The 10,740-nt window shown below is 33.6% G+C and carries 14 protein-coding genes and 1 tRNA gene; 6 read left to right on the forward strand and 9 right to left on the reverse strand.

Annotated features, from left to right (window positions below):
* Positions 1-102 precede the first annotated feature (102 nt).
* Both rfbD and PQ963_09820 read right to left on the reverse strand, forming a co-directional pair.
* Positions 103-990 (reverse strand): dTDP-4-dehydrorhamnose reductase, encoded by an 888-nt coding sequence (rfbD, locus tag PQ963_09815; protein ID MEN4029955.1) that lies wholly within the window; start codon positions 988-990, stop codon positions 103-105.
* 88 nt (positions 991-1,078) lie between these two features.
* Positions 1,079-1,381, reverse strand: a complete 303-nt coding sequence (locus tag PQ963_09820) for a DUF167 family protein (protein ID MEN4029956.1) — start codon at positions 1,379-1,381, stop codon at positions 1,079-1,081.
* A gap of 97 nt (positions 1,382-1,478) precedes the next feature.
* Here PQ963_09820 and PQ963_09825 point away from each other — a divergent pair, with 97 nt between their 5' ends.
* Together PQ963_09825 and PQ963_09830 are read left to right on the forward strand one after the other, a co-directional pair.
* Positions 1,479-1,607: a hypothetical protein gene (locus PQ963_09825; GenBank protein MEN4029957.1), complete on the forward strand. Its 129-nt coding sequence runs from the start codon at positions 1,479-1,481 to the stop codon at positions 1,605-1,607.
* A gap of 143 nt (positions 1,608-1,750) precedes the next feature.
* Positions 1,751-1,834, forward strand: a tRNA-Leu gene (locus tag PQ963_09830).
* 132 nt (positions 1,835-1,966) lie between these two features.
* Here the strand turns inward: PQ963_09830 and PQ963_09835 are convergent.
* The 5 genes from PQ963_09835 to rfbA form a co-directional block, all read right to left on the reverse strand.
* A complete protein-coding gene (locus tag PQ963_09835; protein ID MEN4029958.1) occupies positions 1,967-2,278 on the reverse strand; it encodes a hypothetical protein in 312 nt (103 codons plus the stop codon).
* A gap of 119 nt (positions 2,279-2,397) precedes the next feature.
* Positions 2,398-2,811: a DUF371 domain-containing protein gene (locus PQ963_09840; protein ID MEN4029959.1), complete on the reverse strand. Its 414-nt coding sequence runs from the start codon at positions 2,809-2,811 to the stop codon at positions 2,398-2,400.
* Between the two features lie 23 nt (positions 2,812-2,834).
* The gene (gene rfbB / locus PQ963_09845; GenBank protein MEN4029960.1) at positions 2,835-3,842 is read right to left on the reverse strand and encodes a dTDP-glucose 4,6-dehydratase; all 1,008 of its coding nucleotides are present in this window, start codon (positions 3,840-3,842) and stop codon (positions 2,835-2,837) included.
* Between the two features lie 28 nt (positions 3,843-3,870).
* The gene (gene rfbC / locus PQ963_09850) at positions 3,871-4,428 is read right to left on the reverse strand and encodes a dTDP-4-dehydrorhamnose 3,5-epimerase (GenBank protein ID MEN4029961.1); all 558 of its coding nucleotides are present in this window, start codon (positions 4,426-4,428) and stop codon (positions 3,871-3,873) included.
* 12 nt (positions 4,429-4,440) lie between these two features.
* The gene (rfbA, locus tag PQ963_09855) at positions 4,441-5,337 is read right to left on the reverse strand and encodes a glucose-1-phosphate thymidylyltransferase RfbA (GenBank protein ID MEN4029962.1); all 897 of its coding nucleotides are present in this window, start codon (positions 5,335-5,337) and stop codon (positions 4,441-4,443) included.
* Between the two features lie 203 nt (positions 5,338-5,540).
* Here rfbA and PQ963_09860 point away from each other — a divergent pair, with 203 nt between their 5' ends.
* The 4 genes from PQ963_09860 (at position 5,541) to PQ963_09875 (ending at position 8,887) form a co-directional block, all read left to right on the forward strand.
* The gene (locus PQ963_09860; GenBank protein MEN4029963.1) at positions 5,541-5,963 is read left to right on the forward strand and encodes a GIY-YIG nuclease family protein; all 423 of its coding nucleotides are present in this window, start codon (positions 5,541-5,543) and stop codon (positions 5,961-5,963) included.
* Between the two features lie 333 nt (positions 5,964-6,296).
* Positions 6,297-7,253, forward strand: coding sequence for an ABC transporter substrate-binding protein (locus PQ963_09865; protein MEN4029964.1), 957 nt, complete (start codon positions 6,297-6,299; stop codon positions 7,251-7,253).
* Positions 7,254-7,362: 109 nt separating this feature from the next.
* Entirely contained in the window at positions 7,363-8,115 is a 753-nt protein-coding gene (locus PQ963_09870; GenBank protein MEN4029965.1) for an ABC transporter permease, read from the forward strand.
* On the forward strand, positions 8,108-8,887 hold the full coding sequence (locus tag PQ963_09875) for an ABC transporter ATP-binding protein (protein ID MEN4029966.1): 780 nt from the start codon (positions 8,108-8,110) through the stop codon (positions 8,885-8,887). Before PQ963_09870 ends, PQ963_09875 begins: the two co-directional genes overlap by 8 nt.
* A 565-nt stretch (positions 8,888-9,452) precedes the next feature.
* Here PQ963_09875 and PQ963_09880 read toward each other — a convergent pair.
* A complete protein-coding gene (locus PQ963_09880) occupies positions 9,453-9,818 on the reverse strand; it encodes a hypothetical protein (protein ID MEN4029967.1) in 366 nt (121 codons plus the stop codon).
* Between the two features lie 49 nt (positions 9,819-9,867).
* A partial coding sequence (locus PQ963_09885) for a cysteine peptidase family C39 domain-containing protein (protein MEN4029968.1) occupies positions 9,868-10,740 on the reverse strand: 873 nt, incomplete at its 5' end.

The following is a 10,740-nucleotide window of genomic DNA, read 5'->3' on the forward strand; positions in this document are numbered from 1 at the left end:
ATCAACCGTTTAAAAATAATATTAAAACCTGCAAAACTGAAGTTTTACATGATTAAAAAGGTGAATGCGATTTTTTCCAGAAATGTATCTTTGATGAATCTTTTATTCTTGCACTTTTTTCATTTCTTTAAGTCCTTCAAGAGTATTTAACATTTTCATTTTAAGGTCTTTCTTAGCTTTTTCAACAGATAACGAAGAATCCTTTGGCCTTTTAGCTTTTTGAACAAATTCGCTGCTTTCTATTGGATTTATAAGATTTTTATCAAGATCGAAGACTTCTGCAATGTTTTTTGCAAAATTAAACCTGCTGATCCTCTCATCACCTGCAATGTGGTATATTCCTTTTCTATCTTTTTCAAATATCTTAATCATAGCCTCTGCAGCATTATCTGCAAATGTGGGGGAGTTATACTGATCTGTAACCACGTTTATTTCATTTTTTGATTTCAGCTCATTAATAACCCATGTTACAAAGTTTGGCCGCCTGTGCCACCCATACAAAACACTTACCCGAGCTATAGCATAATTCAGCCTGGAATTTTGGACAGCTTCTTCTCCTTGAAGTTTGGTTAAAGCATAATAGCCCAGAGGATTTGTTTTATCATCTTCATCATACAGTCCTTTTTTTCCGTCAAAAACAAAATCCGTGGAAACGTATATTAACTTACAATCAATTTTTTCGCACGCTTTAACGATATTTTCTGTTCCTTTCACGTTTATTTCATATGCTTCATTTTGATGGTCTTCACAGTAATCCACGTTTGTAAGTGCAGCTGAATGAATAACCAGATCTGGATTAATTGATTCAATTTTAGCTAAAACGTCACTATGGTCAGTGATATCTAATGAAATGCAATTATTTTCAGGATTCCTGTTAAAAGTTTTAATTACATCATATTTTTCAAAAGAATCTTTATTAAATTTACTTCCAAGTAAGCCGCTTCCACCTGTAACAAATATAAGTTTTTTAGAATTACTTTCTCCTTCCATTTTATCATCCTGAATTACTAAAATGTTATTTTAATAGAATAAATACATTTTTACTATTGGAATTTGAAATTTTTGCAGTTAACAATCATTATCGTGAAATTGAAAGTGAATCGCTTAAATATTCTAAAAACTCTGATCTGGAAATATTAAAAATTTTAAGGGTTTTTCGCTGACTTTTAATACCTGAAATTATCTTTACATCCTTTTTTGTAAGTTTTTCAAATTCATTGATTATTTCTTTGTTTGCCTTCCCTCTAAGTGGTGGAGATTTTATTCTTATTTCGATTCTATCTCTCCACTCATCATATCCGGTTATTTCAAATTTATTTGACCTGGTAGAAACTTCAATATCAACTAAAATTCCATCATCAACTTCTTTTATAGCTTTCAAAAAATCACTTTAATATACTTTTTTTATTTGTAATGATTAATTTAATATGATGTAACCTACAAAATATTATTTTAATTGAAATTATTATGGTGGTAAAATGGCGTGTGAGAAAGGTGAAAGATACAAATGCGAAGAATGTGGAATGATAGTAATCGTTGAAGAACCATGTGGCTGTGATGAATGTGCAATAATTTGCTGTCAACAACCCATGAAAAAAGAAGATTAATCTAAAGTTAAATTTAATTTTATAGAATTATTTGTATTCAATTTTTAATTTTAAGTGTGAAAACCGTGTGCATTAAATGAAAACATTTAAATATGCAGACAGAAAAAGTATGGTATGTTCTATTGTTAACTCAATATTAAACAGCAGGGATGGTCGAGCGGTCAAAGGCGCTAGGTTGAGGGCCTAGTGGGTGAGTCCCTTCGCGGGTTCGAATCCCGTTCCCTGCACTCCCCCTTTTTTAGAAAAGTCGAATCCAGATTATAATCTATTCATTATTAATTTAAACCTCTATAAAAATATCATTTTTAAAGGTTATTTATGTTTAAAAATCTAAAAAGCTACATAAAATTAAAATTAGCCTAATAATATTCATTTTTAAAACATTTATGACATCTATAAATGTGTTTATATCGAATATCTCCATCAGGGTTTTCTTCAAGCTCTGTATCTTCATGTTCCATTGGTTCAAAGCAATCAGAGCATATTCTGTTATTTAAACATCCTGTTTCAAAAAAATGATCTTCAGTTATTATATTATCCTTTTTCAGCTCTTTCAATATTTCTAAGAGTGTTTCTTCATCAATGCCAAGTATATCCTCTATTTCGCACAGGTAATAGTGATCGCCGTTATCCTCAATGAATGACTTTACTTTTTCATAAACAGAATCCAAATTCTCACCTGTTAAATATTTTAGTTAAAAATACAGCTAAAAATGCTCCAACTACAGCTCCTATTAATGCTCCATCTAAACTCATGAAATCACCTATTTATTACTTTGAATTATTACATTCATTCAACAATTATTTTAACTTTCAATTCTTTCCCCTCTTTTAAATCATCGATAAGTTCTTTTTTAAGATCAACTGCTGCCTTATCTGACTTTATCATCAAAGTACGGCTGCATTTAAACTCACTTTTTCTGCAGACCATATCTGTGGGATGATCCAGTGTTAATTCAGGATGTCCATACCCTGTAATTTCATCAAAAGCATTATCTGTTTCAAGCTGAACTTTAATAACATTATTTTCATTTTTCACTGCTTCAAGAAGCTCTGGCGGAAAATCTTCAAGCTTAACCTTGGAAGAAACTCCTATAATGCAGTCAGCTTTTATTCCAATTTCTTTATCCATTGTTACTTCAAGTGTAGATTTATGGGTGGATGTGACATTAGGATGTCCTTTAGCATGAAAAACATATTCCAATCTTATCTCCTCAAAAATTATTCTTATCTGTTACCATACATCTTCTCATAATATTCTGTGTATTCTCCGCTTTTTATCCGTTCCCACCATTTTCTATTATCCAGGTACCATTCAATGGTTTTAGATATACCAGTTTCAAATGTGTACTCTGCTTTCCATCCAAGCTCTTTTTGTATTTTGGTGGAATCTATGGCATATCTCCTATCATGTCCTGGCCGGTCTTCAACGTATTTAATAAGAGATTCATCCTTTCCTAAATACTTAAGAATCAATTTTACAATCTCAATATTGGATTTTTCATTATTTCCACCAATATTATAAATTTCCCCTATTTTCCCCTTTTGAAGAACCAGATCTATGGCAGTGCAGTGATCATAGACGTGTAGCCAGTCCCTTACGTTCATCCCATCACCATACACTGGAAGCAGCTTATTTTCAAGGGCGTTTGATATCATTAAAGGAATTAGCTTTTCTGGAAATTGATATGGGCCATAGTTATTGGAGCATCGGGTAATATTCACCGGTAAATTAAAAGTTTTATGGTATGCCCTGACCATTAAATCAGCCCCAGCTTTACTTGCAGAATAGGGACTATTAGGAGCTAATGGAGTATCTTCTCTAAAATAACCAGTTTTACCAAGTGAACCATAAACTTCGTCAGTAGAAATCTGTAAAAACTTTTTAATATTATATTTTTTTGCTGCTTCTAAAAGAACCTGTGTTCCAAGAATGTTTGATTTAATAAATATTTCTGGATCTTCAATGCTTCGATCTACATGTGATTCTGCAGCAAAATTTATAATATAATCAATATCTGATGCAGTTTTATAAATCAATTCTTTATGAGTTATATTTCCTTTAATAAATGTGTAATTTGGATTATCTTCTATTTCCCTCAAATTTTCAAGATTTCCACAATAAGTGAGAGCATCTAAATTTACAATTTCATAATCAGGGTATTTATCCAGCATATACCTTACAAAATTGCTTCCTATAAATCCTGCTCCTCCAGTAATTAATATTTTTACCATTATTTTCCCTCTAAGTTAAATCTGAATTTTAAAAGCATGTTTCGGTTTCTTTAAGCGTCTTCCACTTTCTGTCTTTTTCTGATAAGATAACTCTGTTAATGTCATCAACAGGCCATTTGATACCAATATCTGGATCGCTCCAGAGAATTCCGCCTTCATCTTCACTATCATAAAAGTCTGTGCATTTATAGATAAACTCAGCTTCATCAGATAGTACTAAAAAGCCGTGGGCGAATCCTTCAGGCACATAAAACTGTTTTTTATTTTCCTTTGAAAGAATTACTCCTTCCCATTTTCCATAGGTGGGTGAATCCTTCCTTAAATCCACTGCCACATCAAAGACTTTCCCTTTAATAACTCTGACTAATTTACCCTGAGGCTTTGTGTATTGAAAATGAAGCCCTCTTAAAACCCCTTTTTTAGATTTAGATTGATTATCCTGAACAAAACTAAAATCAAGCCCTGCTTTTTTAAATTCTTCTTTATGGTATGTTTCCATAAAATAACCGCGCTCATCCCCAAATACAGTAGGTTCTATGATATAAACCCCTTCAATTGATGTTTCCATGAATTTGAATTTGCCCATAAAGATTCTCCTCTACAATTTAACTGCAAATTTGCAATAATCATCGTTTTGAATAAGATCAGTAAGATATTTACTGTAATCAGTTTTTTCAAGGCTTCTTGCTAATTTTAAAACACTTTTAGCATCTATCCAGCCGTTATTATATGCAATTTCCTCTAAACATGCTATATAAAAGCCCTGTCGTTTCTGTATGGCCTCAACAAAATTACTGGCTTCTAAAAGCCCGATATGAGTTCCTGTATCAAGCCACGCCATCCCTCGACCCAGCAATTCCACTTTCAGCTTTTTTTCCTTTAAATAAGCTTCATTTATAGATGTAATTTCAATTTCACCCCGATTTGATGGCTTTACATTTTTAGCTATTTCAATCACCTTATTATCATAAAAATAAAGCCCTGGAATAACATAATTTGATTTGGGGTGCTCTGGTTTTTCCTCAAGTGAGAGTACGTTGCCTTCACTGTCAAATTCCACCACTCCAAAGGCTTCTGGATCTTTAACAAAGTATCCAAAAATAACAGCACCTTCTTTTAGTGATGCAGCCCTTTTTAATATTTCACTGAACCTGTGACCATGGAATACATTATCTCCAAGTACTAAAGCTACATTATCATCCCCAATGAACTCTTCTCCCACAATAAAAGCATCAGCCAGTCCTCTTGGCGTATCCTGAACAGCATACGAAAATTTAACCCCTAAATCACTTCCGTCTCCAAGCAGTTCTTCATATGAGGGTAAATCTCTTGGAGTTGAAATAATTAATATTTCCCTTATTCCTGCAAGCATTAGAACTGATAAAGGATAATATATCATTGGTTTATCATAAATGGGGAGCAACTGTTTTGAAACAGCTTTTGTAATCGGGTAGAGTCTTGTACCGGATCCTCCTGCAAGTACTATTCCTTTCATTTAAATCCTCTTATTAATTGTTGTTTATACTAAAGGCACAACTATCATTTAAATTTATTCTTATAATTAACGAAACTTTAAAATCATGGAATTAAGGACTTAACAGAATTTTTTACGCTCCCAGAGAATAATTAACTGAGCAGAATTTAATGTTTCATTAATTACAGTTTAAAGGTATATATAAATTAGCAGTATTAATTATTATGGCAACATACTGTCTTATCATAGAATTAAAAAAAGATTCAGTAATTTCTGTAGGAAAACTTGGCAGATTAAACTTTCAGAGGGGTTATTATATTTACGTAGGATCAGCACTAAATTCTATCGATGCAAGGATTAAAAGGCACTTAAAATCTGAAAAAAAGTTATTCTGGCATGTGGATTACCTTTTAAATTCCCCAAATGCATCTATAAAAGGTGTTGTACTTGAGCAAAGTCCTGATAAATGGGAATGTGTAGTTGCAGATGAAATTTCAAAAAAGGGAATTTCGCTTGACAAATTCGGCTGTTCAGATTGTAAATGTGATTCTCATCTTTTTTATTTTGAAAGCTATGATAAAGCAGAAAAACATGCTTTAAGTGCTTTTAATAAATTTGAATTAAATTCTGAGAATTTTAAGGGATAACAAATATACATTTCAGATGATAGGTAAATTACATTGACATGCAATGAAATCTGTTACAAAATTCGTTGGCATACGTGTACCTTTAGTAGGGATCGTTACATCTGGGTTTAATTCAAAGGAGAAACTACAGAAGCTTGTTGGGTGGTGATCTGTGGAGGGGATTAAATATATATAAAAGCATAACAATCGTTATATAATTGGAAAAAGGATAAAAAAATAAAACACAGAATATATCTGAATTAACGAATGAAATCACGAAAATATAACTGAATTGATGGATAATGGTTCATTCAAAAAGTGATAAACTTGTAATTTATAGATAGGAGGATTTTTATGAAAAAAAAGTTAGCTTTGATTTTAGTTTTGCTCATTGCAGCAGCAATAGGATATGGAGCCTATAGCTATTATACAGCTCCAAAAGAAACAATCGTTATTGGACATCTGCCAAGTGATCATCATGCTGCCCTGTTTGTGGCAGAGAAAAAGGGCATGTTTGATAGAGAGGGTATAAAAATTGAGATGGTTGAATTTAAGGCCGGTCCAGAACTTGTTAAAGCAGCAGGAACCGGTGCGATAGATATTGGATATGTTGGGGTGCCACCTGCAATCATGGCAATAGACAGAAAAATACCTGTAAAAATAGTTGCCTCTGCACAATCAGAAGGTTCTGGAATTGTGGTTGGGAAAAACACCAATATAAAGAACATAGAAGATCTTAGAGGAAAGACCATAGCCATACCCATGCTTGGAAGTATACAGGATGTCCTTCTAAAAGACGCATTAGCAAAAAACAATATTAGTCCTGAGGAGGTTAACATAATAGAATTAGAAGTGCCCCTCATGCCAAAAGCCCTACAGGCAGGAGAGATCGATGGTTTCATTGCATGGGAGCCCTATGTATCGACAGCTAAACTTGAAGGACATGGTGATGTGTTGATGTACTCTGGAGAAATCTGGAAAGATCATCCCTGCTGTGTTGTAATTGCAACAGATGATTTCAAAAAAAACAGCCCTGATGCCTTAAAAAAATTCTTGAAAGTCCATGCTGAGGCAACAGATTACGTAAATACCCACAAGGACGAAGCAGCTACTATCCAATCTGAAAAACTTGGAACAGATGTAAATGTTGAAAAAGAAGCGCTAAAGCGCATGAAATTCGAGGCCATACCAACAGATGAGTTTATAGAGAATGTGCTGAAGTTTGTTCAAATCCAAAGGCAGCTTGGATACGTAAAAAATGAGCATACAAAAGAAAACATCTTCGATTTGGGGTATCTTCCAACCCCATAATAAGAAACCTTTATGAGGGCCTTCATTCAAAGATTGATCAACCTATTAAGAAGATTATGAAGGGTTGATCAACAACCCATTTTTTTATTTAGTTTTTGGAGGAGGATGCTTGAGAAAAGTCATAATATCACTTGCTGTACCAGTTACTATAATAATACTATGGTCATTTTTAACTTTCCTGAATTTTGTACCTTCTTACATCCTTCCAACACCATATGAGGTCTTAACATCATTTTTTGAGCTTCTTGTAAGTGGTGAACTGTTTATTGACATGGTTAGCACAATAATAAGAATCATAGTTGGTTTTCTCATAGCTGCTGCAGTTGCAATACCTATAGGAATTGGAATAGGATGGTCAAAGGAAATTGAAACTCTTTTAAATTCTGTAATTCAAATTTTACGTCCCATACCTCCTCTTGCATGGATACCCTTTGCTCTGCTCTGGTTTGGATTGGGGCTTCAATCAGAAGTTTTTATCATATTCATCGGCGCATTTTTTCCTATACTGCTCAACACAATAGATGGTGTGAAGGGAGTTGAAAAGGTATTTATAGAGGCCGCATATACTCTTGGAGCCAGTGAACGTCAGCTTTTAAGTAATGTAGTATTACCTGCATCATTACCCGGCATATTCACCGGCTTGAGGATTGGAATTGGAATTGGATTTATGAGTTCTATAGCTGCCGAAATGATAGCTGCAAAGTCTGGTTTAGGTTATCTTATCATGAAAGCTATGCGCCTTATTGACACCGGAGACGTCATTGTAGGCATGCTTACAATCGGAGTAATAGGATTTGTAATTAACCTCCTCTTCAAAAAAGCAGAGGATCGATACATTTTATGGAGAGGAAAATATGTCTAAGATAACCATAAAAAATGTTTCAAAAAGATTTGTAAGTAAAGAAAAGGCCATCAAAGCCCTTGATACTATTAACTTAGAGGTGGAAGAAGGTGAGTTTCTTTGTATTGTTGGGCCGTCTGGTTGTGGAAAGACCACACTGCTTCGAATAATCGCCGGCTTAGATAAACCAACTACAGGAGAAATATCCATAGATGGAAGAGTTATAGAAGGTCCAGGGTATGACCGTGGACTTGTATTTCAGCAATATTCTCTTTTTCCATGGAGAAGTGTGATTGAAAACGTTGCCTTTGGGTTGGAGATGAAGGGGCTTTCTGAAGATAAAAGATATGAAATTGCAGAGGAATATTTAAAGCTTGTTGGACTTGAGGGATTCAAAGATTGTTCTCCTTATGAGCTATCTGGAGGGATGAAACAGAGAGTTGCAATAGTAAGAGCTTTAGCAAACGATCCAGAAGTTCTTTTGATGGACGAGCCCTTTGCAGCCCTTGATATTCAAACAAGGAACCTTCTCCAGAGAGAACTTTTAAAGATCTGGAAAGAAACCAGAAAAACAATTGTTTTTATAACCCACAATGTTGATGAAGCAGTTTTTCTGGGAGACAGGGTAGTGGTTATGAGTGCAAGACCCGGTAAAATAATAAAAGTGTTTGAAATTGACATTGAAAGGATGAGAAATAGAGTAGGTAAAGATTTTTTAAAAATCAGAGGCAAAATACTGGATATTTTAGAAAAGGAAATTGAGATAAATGTATCTCCAAGGATCTATCATTAAGTTAAGAGATTCAAAAAAAGATGCTTGCAAAACATATAACCTAAACTAAATTGTAGCAAATATATGTTTCTAATTCTTTAAACTGGTTCTTTTAAGGTATTTTCGCCTGTTAATGAACATATAGACAAAAATAAGTATAAATCCAGCAAAAAATCCTGCATAGGTTATTTTTTCTTGAAGAGGCAAATCTAAATAAGTATAGAAATATGCTAATATTAACCCCTGAAAGATTATTGTGCCCAAGAAAGCAGAATAAAAAATATTATAATGATCTCTAATACCTATAAAAAGGATAATTATCATGTAAACTGAAACACTGAATAAATCTAAAGGATTTCTATAAATTAAAAAACGTCCTAGAGACCATACAAACAAAATTAAAAATCCTAATACTACATATCGTGGGTCTATTTTCATTATCTAATTAATATATTTTTGTATCTTATAAAATAGGGTGTCTGATTTGGTGTGAAAATTAATTAGGGGACAGCCTCATATCTTTTAAAAATCTGCAATTAACGTGGTAAGTTAAGTTGCATTAATTCAAAGCTTTAAATTTTTTAGCTTAATTAATCCGGATTTTGGGGTCCCCAGGTTTATGAGGATAATAATAGACAAAATAAAGTATATGGAATATAAAAATCCCAATTGCTAAACCAAAAAGCGGGTAGAACATTGGAAATTGTGCATATATCGTTCTAAATAAATAAATATATGCCAATATTAATCCTTGAAAGGCAATTATACCTAAAAAAACCATATAAAAAATTTTATTATTATAATCATTGGCCAGAAATATATTAATTATAACATAAGACAACCCCACAATAATAGCAAATATACACAAAGGATGTCCTGAAATTAAGTAAATGCCTAATATACCAATTATACCGGTTAAACTTGGAAAAATCTTTTTTTTCTCTAATTTCATTACTAAAACCTCATTGCTTTGTGCCAAAAAATAAAAATATATTATTTTTTCATATGAACCAGGGATCATCTGCTACATAGTGGAAACCAGCAACACCTAAACCAATATTAGTACAACCCCAACCAATAGCAACTAAAGATATGCCTCCTGTTTTAGGTGCAGCTACAACAGCACCAGTTATTATTTTAACTCCAGATACTATAGATATAGTAGAACCGGCAACACCAACTGCCTTTTCCAAGTTAAAATCATATACTTTTTTCCAGTAGCCAGGATTCCAGACCCAGTGCCCAGGATTCCATTTCCAGTAGCCATGGTTCCATTTCCAATGACCGGGGTAATAAGCCCAGTGGCCAGGGTTCCATTTCCAGTGGCCAGGGACCCAGTACCAGAATATCCACCATTTTGCCCAGTGACCAGGAACCCAGCTCCAGTACCCCTGTTTCCAGTACCAGTAACCGGGTCTCCATACCCATTTTCCAGGAACCCATGAAAAATAACCTGGCTTCCAGCTCCAGTAGCCATCAACCCATTCATAACGATACAATCCCCTGATATTTAATAGTTCTCCATCTGTTAAGGTATTATCAGTTGAGTTTATTTCTGTATTTGTAGTTTCATTAGCTCCACTTATATTAGGATCACTTATAACAAGCGCATAACCACTGTAAGCATTATTAAATTCTTCCAAAGTCATTGCAATGTTCCCAAGGCTTGGATCAGCGATAAAAACGCTTTCATTGGTTATTTCTCTGATTACACTGTAATGACTGTTCTCATTGATTGTTAAAAAGACTATACTGTTCTTTTTAAGATCATTTATTGATAGTTTCATACCTTTAGCATTTAAACCTTTGGATTTGGCTGCCTGTATTAAACCGTACATGGTGGTTCCATTTTCATCAGTACCCGCAAGAACCGC

This window comes from Methanobacterium sp., assembly GCA_039666455.1.
GTDB lineage: Archaea > Methanobacteriota > Methanobacteria > Methanobacteriales > Methanobacteriaceae > Methanobacterium_D.